Below are 24,285 nucleotides of genomic sequence, written 5' to 3'. Positions count from 1 at the left end.
GGCCGGGCTGTGTCAGTCCAGGCAGAATTCATTGCCCTCAGGGTCGGTCATCACGAGGAAGCCGGCGCTCATCGGGGGAGCGGGCTCGTCGCGGCGTACCCGCTTCGCTCCCAGTGCGACGAGCCGTTCGCACTCGGCCTCCAGTGCCGCCATCCGCTCCTCTCCCTGTAGTCCGGGAGCCGCGCGGACGTCGAGGTGGACGCGATTCTTGGCGGTCTTGTCCTCCGGCACCTGCTGGAAGAACAGGCGTGGGCCCTGTCCGTCGGGGTCCTCGATGGCCGATTTCGTGTTGCGCTGTTCCTCCGGCACGCCGAGCCGGGCGAGGAAGTCGTCCCAGGCTGCCAGCGGGTCGGCGCCCTCGGGCAGATCGACCCCGGGCGGGCCGGGGTGGACGTAGCCGAGGACGTCGCGCCAGAAGGACGACAGCGCTCGCGGGTCATGGGCGTCGAAGGTGACCTGGATGTGGCGGCTCATCGGATTGCTCCGTTCATGGCGGGATTCAGGTGCGGGGAGAAGTCGCGCAGCAGACGGACCTCGGACAGATGGTGGATCAGCGCGCGGTGGATATGCGACATCTGGTCGGGTATGGGCCCGTCGGAAGGGGGCTTTTCCTCGCGGATCGGTCCCCTCCGTCCGCCCGGTTGCGGGCGGCCGGGTTCAGCCGGAACATCCAGGGTCTGCGCAAATATGGCTAGTTTTCGTCTTGTGGTTCTGCCGTACAGCCCTGGTTTCGCGCGCCCTAAGGTTAGGCTAACCTTCGCTCCGTGAACGTTGCTGAAGAGACCTCCGACGCCAGGCGTGCCCACGGTCATGAGCTGTCGGCCATGGGTGTCACCGTGGCGTACGAGGGCGTCGACGTCGTGCACGACGCGTCGTTGACGCTGCGGCCCGGCGAGGTGACCGTCCTCGTGGGGCCGAACGGCAGCGGGAAATCGACGCTTCTGCGTACGCTCGCGCGGCTGCAGCGACCCCGGACCGCCACCCTCGTCATCGATGCCGACACCGACGGCCTCGCGCTGTCCCCCCGCGAGTTCTCACGCCGCGTGGCCCTGCTGACCCAAGGGCGCCCCACCCCCAGCGGGCTGACGGTGCGCGACGTCGTCGAGTTCGGCCGCTACCCGTACCAGGGCCGTTGGGGCAAGGCGGACCCGGGGGGCCGGGCCGCTGTGGACCGCGCGCTCGCCATGACGGGCATCGAGGAACTCGCCGAACGCGGCGCCGAGCACCTCTCCGGAGGACAGCTCCAGCGCGTGTGGCTCGCCGGCTGCCTCGCGCAGGAGACCGGCGTACTGCTCCTCGACGAGCCGACGACCTACCTCGACCTGCGGTATCAGGTCGAGCTTCTCGACCTCATGCGCGACCTGGCGGACGACCACGGCATCGCCGTCGGCGCCGTCCTGCACGACCTCGACCAGGCCGCGGCCGTCGCCGACCGGATCGCGCTGCTCCACAAGGGGCGGATCGTCGCCGACGGCCTCCCCGAGGACGTCCTGACACCCCAGCGACTCACCGACACGTACGGCATCCCCATCGAGGTCGACCACGACCCCACCACGGGCCGGCTGCGCACCCGCGCGATCGGCCGGCACCACGCACGTAACGAAAGGCTCAGCACCACCTCATGAGACGCCTCCTCCTCACCGCTGCCGCCACCGCCGCGGCCCTCGCCCTGACCGCCTGCGGAACGACCGAGCCCGCCGCGGACGACGCGAAGAAGAAGACCGCCGAGCCCATCACCCTCACCGACGTGAAGGGCGCGAAGGTCGAGCTCGACGGCCCGGCCAAGAAGGTCGTCGGCACCGAGTGGAACGTCGTCGAGAGCCTGGTCTCGCTGGGCGTCGCCCCCGCCGGCGTCGCCGACGTCAAGGGCTACAAGACCTGGAACACCGCGGTCCCGCTCAAGAACGACCCCAAGGACATCGGCACCCGCGGTGAGCCGAGCACGGACACCATCGCCGCCCTGTCGCCGGACCTCATCGTCGCCACCGACGACCTCAAGCCGGCCGTCGTGAAGCAGCTGCGCAAGGTCGCCCCGGTCCTGGAGGTGCGTGCCGCCGACGCCTCCGACCCGATCGGGCAGATGACCAAGAACCTCGACCTCATAGCCAAGGCCACCGGCACCACGCAGCAGGCGGAGAAGCTCAAGAAGGACTTCCAGGCGAAGCTGGGCGAGGGCAAGAAGGCGCTCGCCGACGCCGGTCACGGCGGGGCGAAGTACGCCTTCGCCGACGGTTACGTCGTCTCCAACCAGGTCTCGATCAGGCCGTTCACGAGCGGTTCGCTGATCGGAGCGGTCAACGAGAAGCTCGGTCTGAAGAACGCCTGGACCGTCGAGGGCGACAAGAGCTACGGGCTCGGCTCCACCGACGTCGAGGGCCTCACCAAGCTCGACGACGACGTGCAGTTCGCCTACATCGGCAGCGACGGCGACAAGAACAGCACGCCGTTCGACGGTGTCCTGGCGAAGGACTCCGCGTGGACGTCGCTGCCGTTCGTGGAGAAGGGCAACGTCCACCGGCTGCCCGACGGCATCTGGATGTTCGGCGGCCCCCAGGCGATGGGCAAGTACGTCGACTCCGTCGTCGAGGCCCTGAAGAAGAAGTAGCACCATGACCGTCACCGCCTCACCTCCCGCAACCCGTCCGCCGGCGGCCGCCTCCCGGACGGGCGCGGCCACGGCGGTGGCCGTTCTGGTCCTCCTCCTCGTGGGCCTCGCGCTCGCCGACATCACGCAGGGCACGGCCGCGGTGGGCGCCCCCGAAGTCTGGAAGGCGCTCACCGGCCGGGCGGACCCGGGCGACGCGTCCGTCGTCATCTCCTCCCGGCTGCCGAGGATGGCCGCGGGGCTGCTCGTCGGCGTCGTACTCGGCATGGCGGGCGCCGCCCTCCAAGCGGTCAGCCGCAACGTACTCGCCTCGCCCGACACCCTCGCGGTCAACGCCGGTTCCTATCTGGCCCTCGGCCTGGTCTCGGTCACCGGCGTCTCGCTCCCCCTCTTCGCGCACTCCGGCGTCGCGTTCGTCGGCGGCCTCGCGGCGGCGGCCGTCGTGCTCGGCCTGTCCGGCCTGGGCACGGGCGCCGTACGGCTCGTCCTCGCCGGCAGCTCCCTCACCCTCGGCCTGACCGCCGTCACCGAAGGGCTGCTCCTGCTGTTCCCCCAGCAGACCGAGGGCCTCTTCCAGTGGAACCAGGGCAGCATCGCCCAGCACGGGTTCGACGCCGTGCTCCAGATGACGCCGGTCGGCATCATCGGGCTCGTCGGGCTGCTGCTCGTCGCCCGTCGCGTCGACGCCCTGGCGCTCGGCGACGACGCCGCCCGGGGCCTGGGCGTCCCCGTCCGCGGCACCCGGATCACGGTGGTGGTGCTCGCGACGCTGCTCTCCGCGGCCGCCGTCACGCTCGCCGGCCCGATCGGCTTCGTCGGCCTGTGCGCTCCCGCCCTCGTCCGCCCCGTGGCCCGCAGGCTCCGCGCGTTCACCCGCGCGCGTGCGAGCATTCCGGTCGCGGGCCTGGCCGGTGCGGTGCTGGTCCTCGGCTCGGACGTGCTCCTGCGCGCCTTCGTGCCGGCGGACGTCGCCGTCGCCGTGCCGACGGGCGTCGCCACCTGCGTCGCCGGCGCCGTGCTCCTGATCGTGATGGCCACCCGGGTCAAGGACACCGCCGGAGCCACCGCGACCGAACGTCTGCGCATCAGGAGCAGGGCCGTCTTCCTCGCGACCACAGCCGTACTGGCGGTGGCTCTCGTCGGCGTGATGATCGCCGCCGTGCTGCTGGGCGACAGCAAACTGCTGCTGGGCGACGTGGTGAACTGGGCCCAGGGCAGGGCCGGCCGGACCGTCGGCTTCGTCCTCGACACCCGGGTGCCCCGGGTCCTCGCTGCGCTCCTCGCGGGCGCGGCGCTCGCCCTGGCCGGGACGCTCGTCCAGGCCGTGACCCGCAATCCGCTCGCGGAGCCCGCCACCCTGGGCGTCTCCGGCGGGGCCTCCCTCGGCGCCGTGCTCGTCGTGACGACGGTGCCGTCGGTCGGCTCGTGGGGAATCGCCGGAGCCGCGTTCGCGGGTGCCGCGGTCATCTCCGTCGTCGTCTTCGGACTCGCGGCGCGGGGCGGTTTCCAGCAGAACCGGCTCGTCCTCGTCGGGTTCGGCGCCGCCACCGGGACCTCCGCCCTGATCAGCCTGCTCATCGTCCTCACCGACCCGTTCAACGCGACGAAGGCCCTCACCTGGCTGTCGGGCTCCACCTACGGGCGGACCCTGCCGGACGTGGCGCCGCTCGCGGCCGTACTCGCCGTAGGTCTGCTCGTCGCGGTGCTCAGCCGCACCGAACTCGACCTCCTGGCGCTGGACGAGGACACCCCCCGGCTCCTGGGGCTCGACCTGGCACGCGGGCGCCTGGCCTTCCTCCTGCTGGGCGTCCTGCTCAGCGCCACCGCCGTGGCAGCCGCGGGCCTGATCGGCTTCGTGGGTCTGGTGGCACCGCACGCGGCCCGGGCCCTGGTCGGCCGTCGGCACGCCCGGGTGGTCCCGGTCTCGGTGCTGCTGGGCGCCCTGCTCGTCTGCACCGCGGACCTGGTGGGACGAACCGTGATCGCGCCGGCCCAGCTGGGCGCCGGACTGATGACCGCGGTGATCGGCACGCCGTACTTCCTGTATCTGCTCATGCGCGGCCGCCGGTAGGACGCGTACGCCCTCGCTCACGCACGCCGAGGCGCCGGGAACCCGCTTCGGGTTCCCGGCGCCTCGGCGTTCAGGCATGCTCCGTGCGCGCCATGGCGCGCATGCCTGGGGGCCTTCGAGTGGCAGTACCGGGTTTCGGGCCGGTGATCCGCACACGACCGCTTCCCGGCCAAGTTCCGCTTGCGCACTACCGAGGCTCCGGGGGCCTGGCTAGCGTCACCTCCCGTAGCAGTCGAACTCTCGTCAGGGGAAGGAGCTCACCATGAGGATCCACTCACGTATCGCGGCGGTCGGGACAGCTCTCGCCATCGCGGGCGGAGGGATGATCGGCGCGGTGCCGGCTTCCGCTTCGAGCACGACCGCTGATCTCTCCTGCGACGCGTGGCGGTACCAGCGAGGCGCCAGTGGACGCCATGGCGCGTCGATCACGTGCCACGGCAGTTCGTTCACCGGGTTTGTCATTTGCCACAAGCCCGACGGTTTCCTGTACGGCAAGCTCGGAAACCGTGCCCGCTCGGGTGGCACGTCGACCGCCTGGTGCGATGTCAACGCCGAGGCCATCGACGCCGGGGCGTTCCCCAACTGATCGCACCACAGAGCCAGGCACCCGCGTGGCCGCGCTTCCGTCCAACACCCCCTGGCCGCAGGGGTGCGTCAGGTGAGGAGCGCCGCCGTGCACTCCTCGGCGAGGTCCTCCGCGTGACCGGGGAGGGCCTCGCCCGCCCGTAGGTGGCGGCGGACGAGCGAGAGCGGCAGATCGATCACGGCGAGGGAGACGCGTTCCCGGGCCGCGGTGTCCGTGGCGCCCAAGGCGGTGGCCAGGCCCGCGACCGCGTCCCGCACCCGCCGGTGGCCGCGGTCGGCGCGGTCGGCCTGCTCGCCGGGCCACTCGGCGCGGCCGAAGTCCCGGGCGCCGTAGAGGAGCAGGGCGGCCTCCTGTGGATGCGCGCGGCTCCAGGCGACGACGTGGCGCGCTGCCGCGCTCCCCGCCCGCCGGGGGTCGGTCTCACCTTCGAGGGCAGCGAACCAGCCCTCCTGGAAGTGTTCGACCGTCCGCAGCCACACCTCGGCCAACAGTACGGTCCGCCCGGCGAAGCGGTGGTACACCGAACCGCTCGGAGCCCCGACCTCCTTCGCGACCGCGGACATCGTCACACCGGCCGGCCCGGAGGCCGCGGCGAGCCGTACGGCGGCGTCGAGGAGCTGGGCGAGGTCGAAACGGGGTGGTCGGGCCATGAATCAGAGAGTACTCTCCACAATATTAGAGAGGGCTCTCTATATTGTGTGGTGAGACGGAGGAACCATGGACGTCCACAACGTGCACGAGCGCGTGTTGCCCGTGACGGAGCGTGAGGCGGGTGCGCTGATCGACGGCCTCGCGAGCGAAGGCGACCGGCTGTGGCCGCGCGGCCCCTGGCCGCCGATGGAGTTCGACCGGCCTCTCGGGCCGGGGGCGACCGGCGGTCACGGCCCCGTCCGCTACAGCGTCGCCGCCTATGTCCCCGCCACGTGGGTCCGCTTCACCTTCACCGGGCCGCGCGGGTTCCACGGCTTCCACGAATACGCCGCCCTGCCCGCCGGTGACGGACGCACCGTTCTGCGCCACACCCTCTCCATGGCCGCCCGCGGCCCGGCCCGCCTCGCCTGGCCGCTCTTGTGGCGCCCGCTCCACGACGCGTGTCTGGAGGACAGCCTCGACCGGGCCGAACTCGCCTGCACCGGGGCGGTGACGAGGCCCGCGCGCTGGAGCCCGTACGTCCGATTGCTGCGGGCCCTCGTCCGCTGACACCGGCCCGGGGGCCGTAGGGAATCGGCGCGTCCGCGCCCGTTGTCACCGCTGTCCGTGAGTGCTCCAGGGGTGATTTTCGGTCACGGCAGGGCATTCCGCCTTCGCCTCCTTCCGGAGGGGGATCTGCGGCGGACCGGGTGATCAAGGCGCCCTGGGCCGCGTCGTATTCTGCCGTGCATGACTGATTCCCTTACTGTCCAGGGCGCCTTCGAGATGTTGATGGCCGGCAACAAGCGGTTCGTCGCCGGTTCCCCGGAGCACCCGAACCAGGATGCCGCGCGCCGCACCGAAGTCGCGCCTGGCCAAAACCCGTTCGCCGTGATGTTCGGATGTTCCGACTCCCGCCTTGCCGCCGAGATCGTCTTCGACCGCGGTCTCGGTGACCTGTTCGTCGTACGCACGGCGGGCCACGTCACGGGCCCGGAGGTGCTCGGCAGCATCGAGTACGGGGTGAGCGTGCTCGGCTGCCCCCTGGTCGTCGTGCTGGGCCACGACTCCTGCGGCGCGGTCGCGGCCACCCGGTCCGCCGTGCAGGACGGCACGACCGCGAGCGGGTACGTCCGGGACGTCATCGAGCGGGTGACCACCAGCGTGCTCGCCGCCCACGCGGCCGGCCGCACTGAGGAGGAGGACTTCATCGCCGAGCACATACGGCACACCGTCGACCTGCTCCTGGACCGCTCCCGCACCCTGGCGGAGGCGGTCGCCGAGGGCCGGGCGGCAGTCGTGGGCCTGTCCTACCGGCTGGCCGACGGCACTGCCCGCCTGGTCACCGCCAAGGGCATCGACATGAAGGACGCCGCAGCCTGATACGGCTGTGAGCGGCGACGACCTGCCCGCGGTGTGCCCCCGCGATGACTGCGGGGGCACACACGCGGGGCCGGTCCATGCGGCCGGGGCAGGACTCACCGAGCGCGAGGCGATGCGGCGTCGCTGCCTCGGCTGCCCCGGCCGAGTGCCTTGAGGAAGCCTGGTTGGTCCGCCAGGAATCCGTCCGCGAAGAGTGAGCGGGGGGAGAAGAGCGCGGTGAGAGTGATGGAGAGGTCCGACTGTTCGACGGACTGCTTGAGCAGTGAATGGGTCGCGTCCGGGTAGCGCCTGACCGTCAACGCGCCGTCTGCGTCCAGCACCTCGCGGTAGACGCGCTCCGTGTCGGCGGTGTCCACGTTGATGTCATGACCCGCGAGGGTCAGCAGCACCGGTATGCCGCGCAGGGCGCGGAGGTCCTGCGTGGCGTCCGCGGTGTAGTTCTTGGAGATGAAGACCCAGCGGCCGGCGGTCATGCCGTCCGCTTCTCCGCCCATGGCCTTGACGTACTCCTCGAAGCTCGCGCGGCGTGCCAGCAGCCGGCGGGTGGTGTCGCTTTCGGCGATCGCGGCCTCGGTGCGGGCCGCCGACGCGCCGTCGGCGCGCAGCTCGGCGAGGAGGTGGTAGCGGCCCTGCCGGAGCCAGTTGATCGCGGGCGAGACGGCGATGACGAAGCTCACCGACGTCCTGGAGGCGATCTTCGGCAGGACCCAGCCCGCCTGGCTGGCGCCCCAGAGCCCGATCCGGTCACCGTCGATGTCCGGACGGGCGCGCGCCCAGGCGATGGCGGCGGCTGCCTCGTCGGCCCGGTCGTCCATGGACTGGTCGAGCCAGTCGCCGGGTGCGCCGGCCACGCCGGGCTTGTCCCAGGACAGGGAGGCGTACCCGGCTTTCGCGTTCGCTTCCCACATGGGTTTGTAGCCGTCGTCGTGAGTGGCGTCGAGGGGGCCGTCGCCGTGGACGTACACGACCAGGCCGTGGCGCTCGCGCCCGTCCCTGGGGGTGGCCAGTACGCCGTTGAGGGTGTGGCCACCGTGATGGATCGACACCCGCCGCTCGTCGATGTCGTAGGAGTTCTGCCAGAGCACCACGCCGACGAGGCCGGCGGCCACGACCAGGACCGCGACGCATGACCACACGATGATGCGGAGTGCGCGCCGCCGGGGCTGGATCTTCGGACTCATGGATCTGACCGCCTCTGTTGGGGTTGACGCGACCCTGAAACTATCATTTCAAGCACGGCCGTAGCGAGAGTGATAGTTTTGAGCCGAGGTTACCGCGAGAGAGGGGGCACGGACATGGCACTGGATGCGACGGGCATGGGCACGGGCACTGGGCCGGTGACGGTCCAGCGAGGGGTTCCGGCCGGAGCCGAGCGGCGGGCGGCCGAGCTGTACTGGGACGCCTTCGGCCGCAAACTCGGCCCCGCGCTGAACCCGCCGGACAAGGCGGTGCCCTTCATCGCCGCCCACCTGAACGCCGACCGGGCGGTGTGCGCGCTCCTCGACGGACAGCTCGTCGGCCTCGCCGGCTACCAGCTCGGCGGCCGGACTTTCACCGGGGGATCGGCCGCCGACGTGCTGCGCGCGTACGGACACCTGCGAGGGCTGCACCGGCTCCTGCTGCTCGCCCTGTTCGAACGCCACCCCGCCCCCGGGCAACTGGTCATGGACGGAATCGCCGTGGACCCCAACCTGCGCGGCCGCGGCGTCGGGAGCCTGCTCATTGAGGAAGTGGCCGCCGTGGCGGCGGAGCAGGACCGCCGGGAGATCAGACTGGATGTGATCGACACCAACCCGCGGGCCAGGGCCCTGTACGAGCGGCGCGGCTTCACGGCCGTGCGGACCGAACGCACGCCCTACCTGCGCGGACTGCTGGGCTTCGGCGCGGTGACCACCATGCGCCGTGCCGTCGGAACGAGAGGAACGGGAGAACGGTGAGCACCGGGACGGACCACGTCGAGGTCCCCACGCGCATGCTCGTCCACGCGCTGATCCGCGAGGACGGCACCGTGGGCGCGGACGAGCTGTACACCGTCGCCAACACCCTGGGCATGAGCGACCAGCAGGTACGGCTGTGCGTCAAACGCCTTGTGGCCGAAGGCCGGTTCACGCACGAGGGCCGCGGCCGCAAGGCGGAACTGCACGCGACCGCGGACACCACGCGTGCCCTCGCCCCCAACGCGGACTTCCTCCGGCACGCGTTCGATCAGGACGCCGGACGCGCGCCGTGGGACGGCGTCTGGCACCTGGCCGCCTTCGCGGTACCGGAATCGGCGCGCGCCGCCCGGGACGCCCTGCGGGAGACGCTCGTCCACCTCGGCGGCGCCCCGCTCCAGGGCGGACTGTACGTCTGCGCCAATGCCTGGGAACCGTACGTCGAAGAAACGGCCCAACGCCTCGATGCCCATGGCGCACTCACCCTGCTCACCACGACGGACCTGCGCAGGGGTGACACCCAGGAGCCTGCCGAACTCGCCGGCCGTCTGTGGCCCCTGCAGGAGATCGCCGACCGCTACCACCGCCTCAGCCGCATCGCCCAGCCCCGCCTCGACCGGCTCACCGGTCCGGCCGCACTCTCCCCGTCCGAGCTCCTCACCATCGCGGTCGAGCTGGCCGCCGAACTCACCCGCGCCATGGAGCCCGACCCGCTGCTCCCGCCTCAGCTCCTTCCCCGGCCCTGGCCCGGCACCCAGGCCCGGAAGCTCGTGGCCCAGTGCTGGGCGGCCCTGCGCGAGCGGGACCCGAGCGAAGCGGGCCCGGTGCTCTTCCGCCTCTACGCCGATGTCACCCGAGAGGCGGCAGCCCGGGCCACACGCTGAAGACGAGCCGTCGGCGCGGGTGCCGTCCACGACGCCGCGCAGCGGTCCGCCCCGAGGCCCGGAGGCGAACCGGCTGTCGGACGCTCACTCGGCGGGGTGCAGCGCCCGGTCGTGATACCGGACGTCATGGAACTCCGCGAAGTAAGGCGAGTCGTCGTCGACGGGGCCGAGGTCACGTAGTACCTGGTCACCGCGCGGGTCGTCGCGCACGAACAGCGGGATCGCCGCCGCGACCCGTACGGCCTCGTCCTCGTCGTTCAGGCACCCGGCAAGAGCGTCCGAGGAGGCGGAGGAATCCTTGGGGGCCATGCCGAGCGCTCTGCATGCCCCCGCGCGTACCAGGGCATCCGCGTCCCGGGCGCACGCCATGACGGTGGCGAGTGCCTCGGGATCCCCCTGCGCGACCAGCCGGTGAAGGCCGGACACCGCCCAGCGCCGAACCTCCCGGTCGTGGTGGCGGGTGAGCGCCGGCAGTGGCTGCTCGGCCCGGGGATCCATTGCCCCGGCCAGGCCGGCGGTGAGTGCCCGCATCACCCGTGGATCCTCCTCTCGCGCTGCCCAGGGGAGGAAGAGGTCGACGAGCGGCCCGTCAAAGAGGTCGTCCTCGCTCTCGTCGAAGAGGTTGACGAGCCGCATCACCTCGGCGCCGCAGTATCGCTCCAGAGGGTTCGCGCGGTCGCGCAGGGCAGCGGCCTGCGCCCAGACGGCGGGGGCGTGGCGTCCCTGGAGCGTGAGCGTCGTCGCCGGCCAGACGGGCTGGTCGACGTCCGGCTCGGTCAGGGCGCGGCCCATCAACTCCTCGAAGGGGGGTGCGATCCCGTACCGGGGCTCCAGCTCGGTGAGGATCGCCGTGTGGCCGTTGCGGACCGTCAGGCCGCCGAGCGACAGTTCTGCACAGACGTTCCCCCACCCGTCCAGGACCCTCCTGCACACGACCGGCTCCGACGCACCGGTCCTGCGGCGCAGCTCGGCTTCGGCGCCCGCGAGGTGCCAGTGCCGCGCCAGTTCCAGGGCATGACGCCCCTCGGCGTCCGTGAGCCCCAGGTCTGCTCCGCCGCTGATGAGCACGGACGTGATCTCACAGGCGCCACGGTCGACCGCGCGCAGCAGAGGCGTATGGCCGTCAGCGGCGGTGCAGTTCAGCCGGACCGGCCGGGCCGACATCATCAGCTCTTCGATGACCGGAAGGTCGAAGGCGTCGACGGCCAGACACAGTGCCGGAGTGCCGTGCTCGTCAACGGTGTCGGGGTCGGCGCCGGCCGCCAGCGCGGCCGCGACCGCTTTGGCGTCCCCGCTCCGTACCGCCGCTATGAGCGAGTCCCCACCCACGTCTCGGTAACCGCCTTTCCTTTCGTCCCGGATGGAGCACCCGGCATGCGAGAGACCCTAGCCCGGCACACCATGGAGCATGGCTTCTGCTGCTCCCGACCGCACGGTCTTCGTCACCCCCGAGTCGCACGCCGGCGGTGTCATGACCGTGCAGGCGGCGGTGGACTCGGTCGCGGAGGACGGCGGCACGGTCTGTCTCGCCCAGGGCGTCTACCACCTCGGCGAGGAACCCGTACGGATCCGGGGGGCACGGTCGGTGCGGGTCCACGGGCAGGGCCCCGGCACCCTGCTCATCGGTGAGCGGGGCGGCTTCGACATCAGCCTCTCGGCCTTCGTCACCCTGGAGGACTTCGCGCTGATCTCCGGCAGCCACCGGCCCGGGATCAAGATTTCCATCACGGCCGAGGTCACCGTCCGGCGGCTCACCGTGCTGATCGTCGGCGGGGGAGAAGACAGCGGCCAGGGCTCCGCCATCCAGCTCTCCAACGCGTCCCTGCGGACCCGCATCCAGGACTGCGACATCGCGGGCCGCATCGGTATCGAGGCCCGGGAGTACCTGGACGACGAAGGCGGCGGTCTCAGGGCACACCTGCTGACCACCGATCTGGAGATCAGTGGCAACCTGCTGCTGTGCTGGTGGTCGGGCGTGGAGTTCCGCGGCAGTGCGGCCCACATGCTCCGCAACACCATCCGCGGCAACACGGTGATGTTCGCGCGGGGCGCGGGTCTGCGGTTGCTCGGCGCCCTTTCCCCCTGGGCCTCCTTCGACATCACCGACAACCATGTGCAGAGCAAGGGGGTCGGCATCGAGGTGGGGGCGAGCGGATACACCGTCCGGGACAACACGGTCACGGGCGACCCGGATCCGGACTCGGACCCGGAGGCCGGCTCGAGCCACGGGATCGCCCTGCGGAGCGGCGTGTCCGGCGTGCTGCGCGGCACCACCCGTATCTCGGGCAACCGCATCAGCCGGATCGGGGGCGTGGGCATCCTCGTGCCGGTGCCCACCGGCGACCTCGACGTCTCGCACAACACGATCGAAGGAGCCGGCGAGGGAGGGATCGTGGTCACCGAGCGGGGCCGGCTCGCCGACGCCGTGATCGCCGGCAACACGCTGCGGGACATCGTCACTCACCGCGGCGGCGAAACCGTCGGCACCAACGGCATCCGAGTCGTCGGCGCGACCCACGCACGCGTCGGATCCAACACGGTCTGCGACCTCACCACCGAGTCCGACGATGGCGAGGAGGGCGGCAACCCGGACCACAGGACCGGGGTGGCCGTGCTGGCCTGCCGGGAGTCCCGGGTCCACGGCAACACCGTCGAGCGGATCGGCCGGGCCGATCCCGCCGAGGACGAGCGATGCCTCGGCATCCACGTCTCCGTCTTCGCTCGCACCACCATCGAGGGCAATGTCTGCCGACGGATCCCCGAGGACGTCGACGACGACGGGCACACCCCGTGGAGCGGCCTGCTGGTGGGCGACGACTCCAGGGACGACGACGGAAACCCCGGTACCCCGGACCTCCGCACCGGGCACATCGGCCCGTACGTCTCCGTCGTCGGCGACCGGGTCTCGTACCTCATCGGCCGCCGCACCGCGTTCGCCCACGCCTCGCTGGACGTCAGCGCGATCGTCTCCGCCAACACCTTCACCGGCGCTGCCAACCACCCCGCGGCGCGGATCGACGTGGCCGGAGACGCCGTCGTCTCCGGCAACCAGTTCCGCCAGCACGGCGACTCGGACCCGGCCGCGCTCGCCGTACGGGCCGGGACCGCGACCGTGACCGGCAACCGTGCCAGGGGCGGCCTTCCGTCGATCCACCTCGACGTCGACCCGCGAGGGCTCGCCGTGCTCGGCAACATCACCAGCGGCGGCATCGACCCGGAGGGCGACATCGACCCCAAGTGGCTGAAGCTCAATGTCAAAGGTGTGCTCTGACCCCTCGCCTCGACCTCCACGATTCAACCTCCGGAAGGACCGCACGATGCCGATCGTCGTCGTCGAGCAGGAGAAGACCGTCGCCGCCCTGGCTGCCCGGCTCGTGGAGGCCGGCACATCCGAGGCGGCGACGGAAAGGGCCGCCCAGGCGATCCGCGAGGCCAACCCGGGCCTCGACCTCGACCATCTCCGACCGGGGATGGTCGTGGTCGTGCCACCGTCGGCGGAGGCGCGCTACGACGTCCCCGATGTCGTGGGCGGGGCACTGGACGCCTACTTCGAGCAGATCCACCGGGAACTCATCACGTTCATCCAGACCGCCCAGAGCGCCCTGGAGGCCGACACGACCGAACGCGCGGCGACGGCCGAGGTGCTCGACGCCGAGGCGGTGCAGGCCGCGGCCCAGTACGACCCCGTACTGCGGAACAACCTGGAGCAGACCCGCCGGACGCTCGCCGACGACGGCCGGATCGCCGTCGAGATCACCGAAAGCCTGATCACCGGCACCGAGCAGTGGCTCACCGACCTCGACGACCTGAGCACGATGTGGTGAGGGCCCGACAGGGACTGGCAGGGGGCAGGTACGGCTTTCGTAGCGAGCCGACGTGGCCAGGCCCGATCCCTTGCACACGGGCGGTTGAACGTGCCCGCCACCTGGCGTGGCTACGCCGGGAAACCAGCTGGTAACTCCTAGCGTCGTCCCCTATGGCGATCACACATGTACAGCTCTTCTCGGTGCCGGTGGCGGACCAGGAGCGGGCCAAGAACTTCTACGTCGACACCGTCGGCTTCGAACTGCTGGCGGACCAGCCGGGGGTGCACGGGCGCTGGCTGCAAGTGGCGCCGAAAGGCGCCGACACCAGCATCGTGCTCGTGGACTGGTTCCCCACCATGCCGCCCGGTAGCATCCACGGCCTGCTGCTGAGCACGACGGACGTCGAGGCCGACTGTGCCCGTCTGCGCGAACGCGGCGTCGACGTCGACGGACCGAAGGCCACACCGTGGGGGCGGCAGGCCACCTTCAGCGACCCCGACGGCAATGTCCTCGGGCTCAACCAGCCCGCCGGAGGCTGAAACCGGCTTCACTCTTGTCGCAGGCATGCGCCACTGCTAGGAATATTGCTGCACGAACGCATAGCGATTCTGCCCCTCTTGTCACCGCGCGTGGCAGTTCCCCGTGGAGCCCGCCACGCGGTAGGAGGAGAACGCATGGCCGACGCGCGACGACTTCAGGGCGCTGTACCGGATCGCGGCAAGCCCGGCCGTGCGGGCGGCGGCTTCCCCCGGCCCGTTTTCTTCTGGGCCGGGGCCGCGGCCTGCACGGCCGGGGCCCTGCTGCACCTGCCGATGTATCTGCACGCCCGTCACATGGGCTACCACATGGCCGGCATGCCCATGGACAACGCCATGTTCACCGGCATGGCTCTCGTCGTCGTCGGCACGGCCGCCGTGATCGCCGGCCTGCTGCCCCGGCACGCGTCCACCGTCCGCCGGCAGGTCGCCTCCGCACGGGTCCGGGCCGTGGACGACGCCCCGTTGCGCCCCGCCCACGTCGCGCTGCTGGTCGTGCTGTCACTTGCGGTCACCATCGATGTGATGAAGCCGATGACGCTGTCCTTCGTCGTCCCCGGCGTCGCCAAGGAGTACGGGCTCGCCTCCCCGCTCAACCCCGGCGGCTCCATCCCCGTGTCCTGGCTGCCGCTCGCCGGCATCTCCGGCACCATGACCGGCTCGTTCCTCTGGGGTCGGCTCGGTGACCGCATCGGCCGCCGCGGCTCGATCCTCCTGGCAGGGATGCTCTTCGCGACCACCGCGGTCTGCGGCGCCATGCCCGGCTTCGCCTGGAACGTCGCCATGTGCTTCCTCATGGGCACCGCCGCCGGCGGACTCATCCCCATCGCCTTCACCCTGCTCGCGGAGACCATCCCGCAGCGCCACCGCGGCTGGCTCATGGTGCTCATCGGCGGCAACGTCACCCTGGCCTACATCCTCACCAGCTGGCTCGCCGCCTCGCTCACCCCCACGTACAGCTGGCGCATCCTGTGGCTGGCGGGCCTGCCGACGGGTCTGCTGCTCATCCTGCTCAACCGCTGGATACCCGAGTCCCCGCGCTATCTGCTCGCCACCGGCCGGCCCCGGGAGGCCCGCGAGGTCCTCGCCCGTTACGGCTCCACCGTCCAGCAGATCGCCGAGGCCGAGGAGGAAGCGGAGGCCGCGGCGGCCCGCGCCGCCGGGCCCGGCGCGGCCCCGCCCACGGGCTACCGGCGGCTGTTCACGGCCGCCTTCCGCGGCCCCACCCTCGCCCTGACCGTCCTCGCCATCGGCGCCGGTCTCATGGCCCACAGCTTCCAGATGTGGCTGCCCACCAACCTCGGCCGGCTCGGCATCACCGAGGTCTCCTCCGACCGCGTCCTGCGTGACAGCGCCCTGATCAGCCTCCCGCTCAACGTGCTGACCGCCCTGCTCTACGGGCTGTGGAGCAGCCGGCGCACCGTCATCACCCTGACCGGCCTCACGGCGACCGCCCTGGTCGCGCTCGCCGTTCTCGCCGACAGCGTCGCCGGACACGGCGTCTGGCTGCGGCTGTTGCTGCTGGTCCCGCTGTGGGGCATCAGTGCCACCGCCGCCGTCATGGCGGCCTACAGCACCGAGGCGTACCCCACCCCGTTGCGGGCACGGGGCACCAGTTGGGCCGCGGGCATCAGCAAGGCCGGCGGGGTCGCCATCCTCGCGCTGTCGGTCGCGGCTGTGGCGGTGCCCCCGTTGGGGGTGACGGCGCTGCTGGGCGCCGTGCCGCTGGCTCTGGCCGCCCTCGCCTTCGCGCTGTTCGGTCCCGAGACCCGGGGCCGCCGACTCGACGAGATCGCGCCGGAACGGATACCCGCCCGTGCCTGAGCCGTCCCCCTACCGGCGCACCCGTCGTCGGCACCCGCCCGATACTGAGGGCATGCCGGCCCAGGAACCCCTGTCCTCCGCACTGTTGCCGTACCTGCTGCGCGCCAAGGACCTCATCGACCGCTCGTACGCCGACCCGCTCGACCTCGCCACGCTGGCCGCCGAGGCCGGATGCTCCCGCTTCCACTTCTTGCGCTCCTTCCAGGCCGCCTTCGGCGAGACCCCGGGCCGCTATCTCACCCAGCGCCGTATCGAACGCGCCCGCGACCTGCTCCGTGCCACCAACCTGACGGTCGCCGAGATCTGCCACCTCGTCGGGTACTCCAGCATCGGCTCCTTCAGCTCCCGCTTCTCCGACGTCATGGGCGTCTCCCCGACCCGTTACCGCGAGCAGATCGTGCGGGAGGGCGGGCCCCCGCCCATCCCCGGCTGCTACCTGTTCATGTGCGCCCGCCGCACAGGCACAAGCGGAACGCAGGTCCGCAATCCAGGAGATGTCCCCACCGGGAACGCGTCGATAGCGTCTGATCACAGCTCACCCCCGGAAGGAAAGCCATGAGCACGCGTCTGTCACACGTCACTGTCCCCGTCCTGGACCAGGAGTCCGCGAAGACCTTCTACACCGAGAAACTGGGCTTCGAGGTCCGCGACGACCTGACACTGGGCGCACTGCGCTGGCTCACGGTCGGGCCGAAGGACCAGCCCGACGTGGTGCTGGTCCTTCGCAAGGTGGGCCCGCCCGAGTACGACGAGGAGACCGCCGCCCAGCTGCGGGACCTCGTCGCCAAGGGCGTGATCGGCGTCGGGGTGCTGCATGTCGACAACGTCCGGGTGCTGTACGAACGGCTGCGTGCCGCGGGCGTGACGTTCGTACAGGAACCCGTCAAGCGTCCCCACGGCACCGAGGCGGTGTTCCGGGACGACTCCGGCAACTGGTTCAGCGTCACCGACTCCCGCGGCTGAACCCACCGTCGGCGTACCGAGAAGAGAGCAGGCTCGAGCCATGGCTCACGATCCGCACCACGCCTCGCACGACGAGGCGCCGGCCGGTCCCGTGACCGCCGACGGCGGCACGGCCGACCCGGCGGGCACGACCCGGCGCGGCCACGGCAACCCCTGGGTGGTGCTCGCCGCCGTCGCCCTGGGCACGATGATGGAGGCCCTCGACGGCACCGTCGTCGCGGTGGCCAACCCCGTCATCGCCGTCGACCTCGACACCGAACTCACCACCCTGCAATGGGTGACCAACGGCTACATGCTGGCCGTGGCCAGCTTCCTGATCACCGCGGGCAAGATCGGCGACCGCTACGGGCACAAGAAGGTCTTTCTCATCGGCATGGCCGGCTTCGCCGCCAGCTCCGCCCTCGCGGGCCTCGCCGACAGCATCGGGGCCCTCATCTTCTGGCGGGTGGTCCAGGGCATCAGCGGCGCGTTGCTCGCCCCCAGCGGACTCGCCGTCCTCAAGTCGACCTTCCCCAAGGACAAGCTCAAGATCGCCATTGGCGTCTGGAGCGGCGTCAGCGCGCTGGCCATGGCGGCCGGGCCGTTCATCGGCGGCGTGACCGTGGACCTGCTCGGCTGGCGCTGGGTCTTCTACGTCAACGTCGTGGTGTGCGCGGCGGCACTGGCCGTCGGCGGCTGGGCGATCCGGGCCACCCGGCCCGAGGGCGCCGGCCGGCCCTTCGACGTCCCCGGCGTGCTGCTGCTGACCGGTGCGTTGTTCTCCCTGGTCTGGGGCATCATCCAGGTGCCCGGCCACGGCTGGGGGCACGCCTACCCGCTCGGCTCGTTCGCCGTGGCCGTCGTCCTCGGCGTCGCGTTCGTGCTGCGCGAGCACCGCACTCGCGAGGCGCTGCTGCCGCTGTCGCTGTTCCGGCTGCGCACCGTCTCCACCGGCACGACGGTCCTGCTCATCGGAGGCTTCGCCACCTTCGGCGCCTCCTTCTACCTCGCTCTGTACCTGCAACAGGTGCACGGCTTCGGTCCCTTGCGGGCCGGGCTCGGTCTGCTGCCGTTCACGGTGCTCTTCGGCGTCGGGGCGCCGACGGGCGCGGTCCTCAACCAGCGCTTCGGTCCACGGGTGCCGCTCACCCTGGGCCTGGTCCTCATCGCCGGTGCGCTGCTGGGCCTGTCCGGGATGACCGAGGACTCCTCGTACCACGCCATGTGGCCGTTCCTGGCCCCGCTCGGGGTCGGCATGGGCATGGTCGCCCCCACGGCCATCGAGATGATCGTCAGCAGTGCGCCGGGGCACCTCTCCGGCGTGGCGTCCGGGCTCCAGCAGACGGCGCTGATGCTCGGCGGCGTGCTGGGCACGGCGGCCCTCGGCTCGATGATCTCCTCGCGGGTCTCCGGTGTGCTGCCGGGGCGCCTGGCCGACGAGGGCGTCGGTGATCCCCTGGCAGGAATCCTGCGGGGGGCCACGGAAGTCATCGCACAAGGCGTCGTGCCCGTACCACCCGGCACGCCACGCATGACGGCCGAGGCGGCCGCCCGGGCCGGGCACGCGGCCTTCATGGACGGCTTCCAGATGGCCATGCTCGGCGGCACGGTGATCGTCGTCATCGGGGCGCTGATAGCCCTGCTGGCCCCTCGTCTGGAGACTGCCCCCGCGGACCGGCCGGGCGAGGCCGTCCCAACGACCCACTGAAACAGGAGGATTCCATGATCTCGCACATCGGAACCGTCGACGTCTTCGTCAACGACCAGGACAAGGCAGTCGACTTCTACGTCAACATCCTCGGCTTCGAGCTCCGCGCCGATCACAACCTCGGGCCCATGCGCTGGATCGAGGTCGCGCCGGCCGGCTCCCAGGCCCGGATCGTGCTGTGCACCAAGGACTTCCCGGTCTACCGGGAGGGCAACATCGGCCGGTTCACCGACATCCAGCTCGTCACCGAGGACATCAAGTCCACCCACGAGGAGCTCGTCCGGCGCGGAGTGCGCTTCACGCACGAGCCGCAGCAGATGCCGTTCGGCGTGACGACCGCGACGTTCGCCGACCCGGACGGGAACGAGTTCAACCTGCTGCAGCCGGCCGGCTGAGGCCCACCGCCGCTGCCGCCGCCTTCCCCCGGGGCGGCGGCAGTACCGCGTCCGCAGCCCGTCGGCCGTCAGCAGCCGGCCGACGATCCCACCTGCTGGAAGTCCACCCCCGGCCACAGGCCGCGGACCGTGCTCTCCAGGATCATCAGGGACATGACGGGGAAGGCGAAGTCCGCGGCCGCGTAGAGGCGGTGGGCGCTCTGCACCTCGAAGACGCCGTTGCCGAAGGACGCCATGTCGAAGGCGCGTCCGGGCCCCGCCGAGCGCTCCACCAGCGCGGCGATGTCCGCCACGAACGCCTCCCCGGCCCGGCCCGGGGCGTGCCCGGGCCGCCCCGCGTCCGGTGCGTCGGCCATGCTCGCCAGCATGATCTCCCCGCACCGGCGCCCGTCGCCCAGGGCCAGGCAGGTGAAGAACTCACCGATCAGCTTCCGTACGTCCTCCGGCAGCCGGACGCTGTAGCCGGCGTCCAGAATCACGGCCCGGCCCCGCGGCAGCACGTAGACGTTGCCCGGGTGCAGGTCGCAGTGGACGAAGCCGTCCACGAACATCATCTTGTGCGCGGCGGCCAGTACGGCCGATGCGAGGCGGGCCCGCACCGCGTCCGGCAGGGCTTGCGGGGTACCGGCGTCCAGGTCCGGGATGTAGTCGAACACCAGGCAGGTGGGGCGGGAGAGTTCCGGGTGCAGAGCGGGGATGTCCACGTCGGGAACGCGGGCGAGGTTCTCCCGCAGCGTCACGATGTTCGCGGCCTCCCGCTGGAAGTCGAGCTGCCCCAGGATGGCCTCGCTGACGTATCCGACGAGGTCGGCCACCGGCATGCCGCGCAGCCGCGACAGCCGTTCGGCCCCGCGCGCGAGCCGGCGGATCAGAGCCAGGTCCGCGCGCATGACGCGGTCGATACCGGGCCGCTTGAGCTTCAGAGCCACCACGCGCCCGTCGGGCAGCACCCCGCGGTAGACGCAGGCGATGCTGCCGCCCGCCATCGGGCCGGGGTCGAGCCGGGCCAGGAACGGCGGGACGGGCCGGCCGTACGCCCGGCGCCACGCCCGCTCCGCCTGGCGGCGCGAGACGGGCCGGACGCGGTCGTGCAGCCGGGACAGCTCGTCGCACAGGTCCGGCGGCAGCATGTCGCGCCGACTACCCGCGATCTGGGCGAACTTCACGAAGGTCGGGCCGAGCGCCTGCACCCGGCGGGTGAGCCGGCGGTACACCAGCCGCCGGGCCCGCGACCGGCCGGCGACGACCCGGACGCACGCGTAGGCCGGCAATGTCACCGCCGATTCCACGACCGCTGCCACACCCAGGGCGCACGCGCGCAGCAGCATCCGGTGTGCGGGGACTCGGTCCATGGCGGCTTCCCTCCGGGGGGCGGTCGGCTCACGTCGGGTCGAAGGCGAACATGGTGCGCAGGGCGCGCACCTGTGCCGCCGTGGGGGTGGCCCGGACCAGGCCGTCGCGCACCGCACACAGCACGGGGGCCTGCCACTGCCCGAGCCGGCCCGTCCAGCGGGACTGGCGGGTGACACCGTGGGCCCGCCGCCTGCGCCGGGCGGTGTACGCGCCCAGGGCGGACGGCACGTCGTCGGGACCGTCGGCGCCGGCCAGGCAGCGGGCCAGGACGACCGCGTCCTCGAGGGCCTGGCAGGTGCCCTGCCCCATTGCCGGGGCGCTGGGATGTGCGGCGTCCCCGACGAGCGTCACCGCGCCGCGCCCCCAGTGCCGCAGCGGGCGGCGGTCGTGGATGTCGGTGACCGTGACGTCCGCGGCGCCGGTGGCCGCCAGCACCTGTGGAATCGGGGCGTGCCAGCGGCCGAAGCGTTCCGCCAGGAACGCCAGGCACCCCGGGCCCGCCTCGGCGGTGCCCTCGGGAGCGGCGAAGGCCGCGAACCAGTACATCCGTCCGTCCGGCAGGGGGAAGAGCCCGAACTGCCGGCCCCGGCCCAGAGTCAGCAGCGCCGGATGTCCGGGCTCTGCCCGGTGGGCCACGCCGCGCGCCACCGCGTAGCCGCCGTAGCGCAGGTCGTCACCGCCGAAGAGCGCGCCCCGTACCCGTGAGCGGATGCCGTCCGCGCCGATCAGCACGTCGGCCTCGGCCGCCGTGCCGTCGGCGAGCACGGCGGCGACCGTCCCCCGCTCCTGGCGCACACCGACGCAGTGCGCCCCGTGGCGTACCGCGCCCGGCGGGTGCAACGAGCGGAGCGCGGCCATGAGGTCGGCGCGCAGCAGCGCCCGGCCCGTACCCCCGCACCGGGCCTCCATCACGGCGGGGGAGAGGTACTGCAGGGTGGTGCCGCGCGCCGTGCGCATCGCGAGGCCCGCCGCGGGCGCGCTGCGGGCCCGTACCGCCTGCGCGGCACCGATCGCCGCCAGGGCGGTGAAGGCGTTGGGCCACAGGGTCAGCGCGGTGCCCCGGGCGACCGCGGTGCCGCCCGGGTCGCGTTCCAGCAGCAGCACCTCCAGCCCGGCGCGGCGCAGCAGTGCCGCGGTGGCCAGGCCCGCCGGGCCGGCCCCGACGACCACGGCGCGCAGGCGTCTCACGGGCGCCCTCCGCTGCCCGGCGGCGCGTCCGTGTCCCACATGGACGCCCAGCCGCCCTCCCGGCCGGGGGCCGGGGCCAGCAGGTCGGGGATCTTCGCGACGTCGAACACGCCCCAGTGCTCGGCGATCCGGCCGGCCCGGAAGCGGAAGGTGTTGGAGCCGCCGATGGTGAAGGTGCGGCCGGTGGGCGGCAGGCCCATGAACTCGCCGGTGTGCTCGAAGTGCAGCAGGATCGCCTGGGCGAGGATGTCCGCCTCGCACACCGAGGTGAGCACCTCCACCCGGCGCGTGGTCAGGGCGTGGGCGGCCTGCGCGAAGCGGTGTGCCACCCCGTCGCGGCCCGGGGGATCCCAGGGCGGGGCGAAGTGGTCGGTGAAGTCCGGCGTGAGGACCTCGGAGACCGCCGAGAAATCCCGGGTGAAAAGCACTGCCCTCCGGAATCGGCGGACCGTTTCCTCGTATGCGGATTTCCGGCTTGCCGCGGTGGTGTCGTGCGTCATCGTGCCGACCCCCAGGCAGAGGTTTTCGGACGGGGAATTGGTTCAGGCGGTGGCCCGCAGCAATTCGGGCGGCAGCAGGCCGAGCTGCTCCAGCAGGTACAACCCGTCCGCGACCCCCCAGTGCTCGACGACGGCGCCGTCCACGATGCGCAACTGGCCGAGCAGCGGACAGCGCACCGTGCGGCCGGTCGGCGGCAGGCCCAGGTACTCGCCCTTGTGGGTGGCCTCCACGGTGAGCCGGGTCGCCACCAGGTCGCCCTCCGCCACCAGGCTGTGCACGGTGAAGTGCAGGTCGGGAAAGGCCTGCATGAAGCGGTTCATCTCCGCGGCCACGTCCACGGCCGCCAGCGGCCGGCCGTCCCGGCCGTGGTGCACCATGCCGGGCGACCAGAAGCGCGTCATACCCGCCAGGTCACCGCGGTTCCAGGTGTCGATCAACTGCCGGACCAGCGCCTTGTTCTGCTGCCGGGTGTGCTCCTGCTCGGTGGACCCCATTCCGACTCCTTCCGAAGCCGTCCGCGGTTTCGGAAAAAGGCTAGTGGGGCGCTCCGGGGCCGACTTCTCCCAGATTGCTGTGCCACCCGGGTGTTCGGGCGGGCCGTTGACGCCCCGGGAAGCCGTGGAAACAATCTCGCAGGGACAGCGGGAGGGAGTCGTCATGGCCGGTCTCGAGTGCTCCGAAAACGTTCCCCGCGAGGGTGAGGGCGGGGTGTTCAGTCAGAGTTGGTTTCCGTTGTGTTTGTCGTCGGAGTTGTCTGCGGGTTCGTTGCGTGGGGTGGATTTTCTGGGTGGGCGGGTGGTGGTGTTCCGGGGTGCGGGGGGTGGTGTGGCGCGGGTGTTGAGTGGTTATTGCGTGCATGTGGGGGCGGATCTGTCGGTGGGGGAGGTGGTGGGGGATCGGTTGCGGTGTCGGTTCCATGGTTGGAGTTACGACGGTGAGGGGGTGTGTGCGGCGACGGGGATCGGTGATCCGGTGCCGTCGGGTGCGCGGTTGTTCCGTTTTCCGGCGGTGGAGCGGCACGGCATCGTCTGGGCCTTCAACGGCGAGGAACCTCTCTTCGACATCCCCCACCTGCCCTATCCCGAGGAGGAGATGGTCGTCCGGCGCACGGTCCTCAAGGAGATGCCCGTCGAGCCCTGGCTGGTCCAGGCCCACACCATGGACCTCCAGCATCTCTCCCTGCCCCATGACTTCACCCTCGACGAGGACCCCAACGACTCGGTGCGGGTCGGCCCCTACTCCGTGGGATTCGACCTGCGGGCCCGGCTGCGCGGCGGACCGCACTTCGACGTCCGCGTCGACATCCACGGCACCAACATCTTCTGGCAGACCGGCACCCTCGACGGCCGCTGGTTCTTCTGGATCGCCCCGCTCGCCATCCCCGGCCCCGGCCGCTCCCGCGCCACGTTCGTCTACGGCGCCCGCCGCGAGGACGGCGAGGACACCGCGGCCACCGAGGCGTTCCTCGACCGGGCCCGCACGGCGATGATGGCCCTCTTCGACGACGACACACCCGTCCTGGGCACCATCCGCTTCCGCCCCGGCCTGCTCACCCACAGCGACCGCACCCTGGCCCGGTACCTGGAGTACGTACGGAAGTACCCGAGGGACAACCCCGCCCGCGCCTTCCTCACCTGAACCTCACCTCAACCTCATCTGAACCTCACCTGAAGGGAACCGTCATGACCACGCGTCCGCTCGGCCGCCCTGTCCCCGCCGAGGGTGAGGGCGGGGTGTTCAGTCAGAGTTGGTTTCCGTTGTGTTTGTCGTCGGAGTTGTCTGCGGGTTCGTTGCGTGGGGTGGATTTTCTGGGTGGGCGGGTGGTGGTGTTCCGGGGTGCGGGGGGTGGTGTGGCGCGGGTGTTGAGTGGTTATTGCGTGCATGTGGGGGCGGATCTGTCGGTGGGGGAGGTGGTGGGGGATCGGTTGCGGTGTCGGTT

Annotated in this window: 25 protein-coding genes and 2 pseudogenes; 19 read left to right on the top strand and 8 right to left on the bottom strand. The window is 71.6% G+C overall.

Translation table 11 applies throughout. The features are described from left to right. Positions 1 to 12 precede the first annotated feature (12 nt). Entirely contained in the window at positions 13 to 474 is a 462-nt protein-coding gene (locus JO379_RS03260) for a VOC family protein (RefSeq protein ID WP_209513724.1), read from the bottom strand. A gap of 290 nt (positions 475 to 764) precedes the next feature. Between JO379_RS03260 and JO379_RS03255 the strand changes: the two genes are divergently transcribed. The 4 genes from JO379_RS03255 to JO379_RS03240 all read left to right on the top strand — a co-directional run bounded on the left by JO379_RS03255 (position 765) and on the right by JO379_RS03240 (position 5,262). Further along, positions 765 to 1,625: an ABC transporter ATP-binding protein gene (locus JO379_RS03255; protein ID WP_372449046.1), complete on the top strand. Its 861-nt coding sequence runs from the start codon at positions 765 to 767 to the stop codon at positions 1,623 to 1,625. Then, positions 1,622 to 2,605 carry an iron-siderophore ABC transporter substrate-binding protein gene (locus JO379_RS03250; protein ID WP_209513723.1) on the top strand — a complete coding sequence of 328 codons (984 nt, stop codon included), beginning with the start codon at positions 1,622 to 1,624 and terminating at the stop codon, positions 2,603 to 2,605. Before JO379_RS03255 ends, JO379_RS03250 begins: the two co-directional genes overlap by 4 nt. Positions 2,606 to 2,609: 4 nt before the next feature. Then, entirely contained in the window at positions 2,610 to 4,676 is a 2,067-nt protein-coding gene (locus JO379_RS03245) for an iron ABC transporter permease (protein ID WP_209513722.1), read from the top strand. A 262-nt stretch (positions 4,677 to 4,938) separates the two neighbouring features. Next, entirely contained in the window at positions 4,939 to 5,262 is a 324-nt protein-coding gene (locus JO379_RS03240) for a hypothetical protein (RefSeq protein WP_209513721.1), read from the top strand. A 68-nt stretch (positions 5,263 to 5,330) separates the two neighbouring features. On the opposite strand, the gene JO379_RS03235 is transcribed toward JO379_RS03240, so the two are convergent. Then, positions 5,331 to 5,912 (bottom strand): TetR family transcriptional regulator, encoded by a 582-nt coding sequence (locus tag JO379_RS03235; protein ID WP_209513720.1) that lies wholly within the window; start codon positions 5,910 to 5,912, stop codon positions 5,331 to 5,333. A 67-nt stretch (positions 5,913 to 5,979) separates the two neighbouring features. On the opposite strand from JO379_RS03235, the gene JO379_RS03230 reads away from it, so the two are divergent. Together JO379_RS03230 and JO379_RS03225 are read left to right on the top strand one after the other, a co-directional pair. Next, positions 5,980 to 6,462, top strand: a complete 483-nt coding sequence (locus JO379_RS03230; protein WP_209513719.1) for an SRPBCC family protein — start codon at positions 5,980 to 5,982, stop codon at positions 6,460 to 6,462. 180 nt (positions 6,463 to 6,642) lie between these two features. After that, on the top strand, positions 6,643 to 7,275 hold the full coding sequence (locus JO379_RS03225; RefSeq protein WP_209513717.1) for a carbonic anhydrase: 633 nt from the start codon (positions 6,643 to 6,645) through the stop codon (positions 7,273 to 7,275). Between the two features lie 95 nt (positions 7,276 to 7,370). On the opposite strand, the gene JO379_RS03220 is transcribed toward JO379_RS03225, so the two are convergent. Continuing rightward, positions 7,371 to 8,456 carry an alpha/beta hydrolase family protein gene (locus JO379_RS03220; protein WP_209513716.1) on the bottom strand — a complete coding sequence of 362 codons (1,086 nt, stop codon included), beginning with the start codon at positions 8,454 to 8,456 and terminating at the stop codon, positions 7,371 to 7,373. A 114-nt stretch (positions 8,457 to 8,570) separates the two neighbouring features. Here JO379_RS03220 and JO379_RS03215 point away from each other — a divergent pair, with 114 nt between their 5' ends. Next, positions 8,571 to 9,212 (top strand): GNAT family N-acetyltransferase, encoded by a 642-nt coding sequence (locus JO379_RS03215; protein ID WP_209513714.1) that lies wholly within the window; start codon positions 8,571 to 8,573, stop codon positions 9,210 to 9,212. A gap of 35 nt (positions 9,213 to 9,247) precedes the next feature. Further along, positions 9,248 to 10,093 (top strand): PaaX family transcriptional regulator C-terminal domain-containing protein, encoded by an 846-nt coding sequence (locus JO379_RS03210; RefSeq protein WP_209518468.1) that lies wholly within the window; start codon positions 9,248 to 9,250, stop codon positions 10,091 to 10,093. An 84-nt stretch (positions 10,094 to 10,177) separates the two neighbouring features. Here JO379_RS03210 and JO379_RS33850 read toward each other — a convergent pair whose 3' ends face one another. Continuing rightward, positions 10,178 to 11,422, bottom strand: coding sequence for a HEAT repeat domain-containing protein (locus tag JO379_RS33850; RefSeq protein ID WP_209513711.1), 1,245 nt, complete (start codon positions 11,420 to 11,422; stop codon positions 10,178 to 10,180). A 79-nt stretch (positions 11,423 to 11,501) separates the two neighbouring features. Between JO379_RS33850 and JO379_RS03200 the strand changes: the two genes are divergently transcribed. The 8 genes from JO379_RS03200 to JO379_RS03165 all read left to right on the top strand — a co-directional run bounded on the left by JO379_RS03200 (position 11,502) and on the right by JO379_RS03165 (position 19,304). Next, positions 11,502 to 13,364, top strand: coding sequence for a right-handed parallel beta-helix repeat-containing protein (locus JO379_RS03200; protein ID WP_209513709.1), 1,863 nt, complete (start codon positions 11,502 to 11,504; stop codon positions 13,362 to 13,364). 46 nt (positions 13,365 to 13,410) lie between these two features. Continuing rightward, a complete protein-coding gene (locus tag JO379_RS03195) occupies positions 13,411 to 13,917 on the top strand; it encodes a hypothetical protein (protein ID WP_209513707.1) in 507 nt (168 codons plus the stop codon). Between the two features lie 152 nt (positions 13,918 to 14,069). Beyond that, a complete protein-coding gene (locus JO379_RS03190) occupies positions 14,070 to 14,438 on the top strand; it encodes a VOC family protein (RefSeq protein ID WP_209513704.1) in 369 nt (122 codons plus the stop codon). Positions 14,439 to 14,573: 135 nt separating this feature from the next. Beyond that, complete coding sequence (locus tag JO379_RS03185; protein ID WP_209513702.1) at positions 14,574 to 16,259, top strand: MFS transporter; 1,686 nt, start codon at positions 14,574 to 14,576, stop codon at positions 16,257 to 16,259. Positions 16,260 to 16,311: 52 nt separating this feature from the next. Next, entirely contained in the window at positions 16,312 to 16,818 is a 507-nt protein-coding gene (locus JO379_RS03180) for a helix-turn-helix domain-containing protein (protein WP_209513700.1), read from the top strand. Next, a complete protein-coding gene (locus JO379_RS03175; RefSeq protein ID WP_209513698.1) occupies positions 16,815 to 17,222 on the top strand; it encodes a VOC family protein in 408 nt (135 codons plus the stop codon). Before JO379_RS03180 ends, JO379_RS03175 begins: the two co-directional genes overlap by 4 nt. 40 nt (positions 17,223 to 17,262) lie before the next feature. Continuing rightward, entirely contained in the window at positions 17,263 to 18,909 is a 1,647-nt protein-coding gene (locus JO379_RS03170) for an MFS transporter (protein WP_209513696.1), read from the top strand. Between the two features lie 14 nt (positions 18,910 to 18,923). Then, on the top strand, positions 18,924 to 19,304 hold the full coding sequence (locus JO379_RS03165; protein ID WP_209513693.1) for a VOC family protein: 381 nt from the start codon (positions 18,924 to 18,926) through the stop codon (positions 19,302 to 19,304). A 68-nt stretch (positions 19,305 to 19,372) separates the two neighbouring features. On the opposite strand, the gene JO379_RS03160 is transcribed toward JO379_RS03165, so the two are convergent. From JO379_RS03160 to JO379_RS03145, 4 genes are read right to left on the bottom strand one after another with little or no spacing between them, the layout of a single operon-like run. Then, the gene (locus JO379_RS03160) at positions 19,373 to 20,656 is read right to left on the bottom strand and encodes an ABC1 kinase family protein (RefSeq protein ID WP_209513692.1); all 1,284 of its coding nucleotides are present in this window, start codon (positions 20,654 to 20,656) and stop codon (positions 19,373 to 19,375) included. A 28-nt stretch (positions 20,657 to 20,684) separates the two neighbouring features. Then, positions 20,685 to 21,845, bottom strand: coding sequence for an FAD-dependent monooxygenase (locus tag JO379_RS03155; protein WP_209513691.1), 1,161 nt, complete (start codon positions 21,843 to 21,845; stop codon positions 20,685 to 20,687). Then, the gene (locus JO379_RS03150; protein ID WP_245381357.1) at positions 21,842 to 22,345 is read right to left on the bottom strand and encodes an ester cyclase; all 504 of its coding nucleotides are present in this window, start codon (positions 22,343 to 22,345) and stop codon (positions 21,842 to 21,844) included. Before JO379_RS03150 ends, JO379_RS03155 begins: the two co-directional genes overlap by 4 nt. 42 nt (positions 22,346 to 22,387) lie before the next feature. Beyond that, positions 22,388 to 22,840, bottom strand: coding sequence for an ester cyclase (locus JO379_RS03145; RefSeq protein WP_209513689.1), 453 nt, complete (start codon positions 22,838 to 22,840; stop codon positions 22,388 to 22,390). Between JO379_RS03145 and JO379_RS34070 the strand changes: the two are divergent. From JO379_RS34070 to JO379_RS34065, 3 genes and pseudogenes are all read left to right on the top strand, one after another. Then, a pseudogene (locus JO379_RS34070) lies at positions 22,722 to 23,240 on the top strand (Rieske (2Fe-2S) protein); the annotation flags it as partial. The gene JO379_RS03145 and the pseudogene JO379_RS34070 sit on opposite strands and share 119 nt — an antisense overlap. A gap of 96 nt (positions 23,241 to 23,336) precedes the next feature. Continuing rightward, on the top strand, positions 23,337 to 23,984 hold the full coding sequence (locus JO379_RS03140) for a hypothetical protein (protein WP_245381356.1): 648 nt from the start codon (positions 23,337 to 23,339) through the stop codon (positions 23,982 to 23,984). Between the two features lie 44 nt (positions 23,985 to 24,028). Beyond that, positions 24,029 to 24,265: pseudogene (locus tag JO379_RS34065) on the top strand (Rieske (2Fe-2S) protein); the annotation flags it as partial. Positions 24,266 to 24,285: the final 20 nt, after the last annotated feature.

Source organism: Streptomyces syringium, from assembly GCF_017876625.1.
GTDB lineage: Bacteria > Actinomycetota > Actinomycetes > Streptomycetales > Streptomycetaceae > Streptomyces > Streptomyces syringius.
This window is presented reverse-complemented; position numbering and strand designations above follow the sequence as displayed.

Excerpts from the sequence above, each read along its gene's own strand:
- JO379_RS03225 (WP_209513717.1), top strand. The coding sequence starts at position 6,643 with ATGACTGATTCCCTTACTGTCCAGGGCGCCTTCGAGATGTTGATGGCC.
- JO379_RS03195 (WP_209513707.1), top strand. The coding sequence starts at position 13,411 with ATGCCGATCGTCGTCGTCGAGCAGGAGAAGACCGTCGCCGCCCTGGCT.
- JO379_RS03175 (WP_209513698.1), top strand. The coding sequence starts at position 16,815 with ATGAGCACGCGTCTGTCACACGTCACTGTCCCCGTCCTGGACCAGGAG.
- JO379_RS03165 (WP_209513693.1), top strand. The coding sequence starts at position 18,924 with ATGATCTCGCACATCGGAACCGTCGACGTCTTCGTCAACGACCAGGAC.
- JO379_RS03190 (WP_209513704.1), top strand. The coding sequence starts at position 14,070 with ATGGCGATCACACATGTACAGCTCTTCTCGGTGCCGGTGGCGGACCAG.
- JO379_RS03215 (WP_209513714.1), top strand. The coding sequence starts at position 8,571 with ATGGCACTGGATGCGACGGGCATGGGCACGGGCACTGGGCCGGTGACG.
- JO379_RS03160 (WP_209513692.1), bottom strand. The coding sequence starts at position 20,656 with ATGGACCGAGTCCCCGCACACCGGATGCTGCTGCGCGCGTGCGCCCTG.
- JO379_RS03245 (WP_209513722.1), top strand. The coding sequence starts at position 2,610 with ATGACCGTCACCGCCTCACCTCCCGCAACCCGTCCGCCGGCGGCCGCC.
- JO379_RS03260 (WP_209513724.1), bottom strand. The coding sequence starts at position 474 with ATGAGCCGCCACATCCAGGTCACCTTCGACGCCCATGACCCGCGAGCG.
- JO379_RS03235 (WP_209513720.1), bottom strand. The coding sequence starts at position 5,912 with ATGGCCCGACCACCCCGTTTCGACCTCGCCCAGCTCCTCGACGCCGCC.
- JO379_RS03170 (WP_209513696.1), top strand. The coding sequence starts at position 17,263 with ATGGCTCACGATCCGCACCACGCCTCGCACGACGAGGCGCCGGCCGGT.
- JO379_RS03210 (WP_209518468.1), top strand. The coding sequence starts at position 9,248 with ATGCTCGTCCACGCGCTGATCCGCGAGGACGGCACCGTGGGCGCGGAC.
- JO379_RS03220 (WP_209513716.1), bottom strand. The coding sequence starts at position 8,456 with ATGAGTCCGAAGATCCAGCCCCGGCGGCGCGCACTCCGCATCATCGTG.
- JO379_RS03185 (WP_209513702.1), top strand. The coding sequence starts at position 14,574 with ATGGCCGACGCGCGACGACTTCAGGGCGCTGTACCGGATCGCGGCAAG.
- JO379_RS03240 (WP_209513721.1), top strand. The coding sequence starts at position 4,939 with ATGAGGATCCACTCACGTATCGCGGCGGTCGGGACAGCTCTCGCCATC.
- JO379_RS03145 (WP_209513689.1), bottom strand. The coding sequence starts at position 22,840 with ATGGGGTCCACCGAGCAGGAGCACACCCGGCAGCAGAACAAGGCGCTG.
- JO379_RS03230 (WP_209513719.1), top strand. The coding sequence starts at position 5,980 with ATGGACGTCCACAACGTGCACGAGCGCGTGTTGCCCGTGACGGAGCGT.
- JO379_RS03200 (WP_209513709.1), top strand. The coding sequence starts at position 11,502 with ATGGCTTCTGCTGCTCCCGACCGCACGGTCTTCGTCACCCCCGAGTCG.
- JO379_RS03150 (WP_245381357.1), bottom strand. The coding sequence starts at position 22,345 with ATGACGCACGACACCACCGCGGCAAGCCGGAAATCCGCATACGAGGAA.
- JO379_RS03180 (WP_209513700.1), top strand. The coding sequence starts at position 16,312 with ATGCCGGCCCAGGAACCCCTGTCCTCCGCACTGTTGCCGTACCTGCTG.
- JO379_RS03250 (WP_209513723.1), top strand. The coding sequence starts at position 1,622 with ATGAGACGCCTCCTCCTCACCGCTGCCGCCACCGCCGCGGCCCTCGCC.